Raw genomic sequence first — 643 nt, forward strand, 5'->3', positions numbered from 1 at the left:
TATTGGAAAGATTTTTAAATGCTTTATTTTCAAGCAAACAATCTTCAACCCCTTTAGCGCTCACAACAACCGCGGCAGATTTTTTGTAAAGGCTTGCGGCTAACTGCCTATGAAAATAATTGAATTGGTTTACGCTACGGCTTGGCGATGTTCTTTCTGAAACAATATAAGGAGTACGTGTAAAGTAACATGCAATGCCGGTCCATATATTTGCCGAACTAATAAACGAGATAGCGCAAACTGGTTTCTCTTTCAAAAGCAACTTTACCAATTTGTAAAAAGTTTGTACTATATAATAAATCCTGTGACTAAGAAAATTTTTATGTCGTTTTACTAAGTACACTACCTTTACTCCGTTATCAATTGTATAAGCCGGTGGTTGGTTATTTAAGGAAATAATTATCGGCTGAAAATTTAATTGGTTGAAATGATTAGCCAGGGATATCAATACTCTTTCGGCTCCCCCTCCCATTAATGAGGGAATAACAAAGAATAAGCTGGGTTTTTGGTGCAAAGCCGGATCTTTTTTCATAACTGTTTTTATGGCTTTTAATTAGGATAAAGCAAATATTTTACAGTTTCATATGCTTTGCGTACCTGCATGTTGCGTAGCTCAAATAGCAAATACCTTCTTACGTAAAGC

1 protein-coding gene is annotated in these 643 nt (G+C 35.5%); it reads right to left on the minus strand.

Annotated features, from left to right (window positions below; genetic code table 11):
* Nucleotides 1-532: glycosyltransferase (locus AC1DQW_RS27875; RefSeq protein WP_477457054.1), on the minus strand; the 532-nt coding region annotated here is incomplete at its 3' end.
* Nucleotides 533-643: the final 111 nt, after the last annotated feature.

It is taken from the genome of Mucilaginibacter sp. P5_A4 (genome assembly GCF_056400605.1).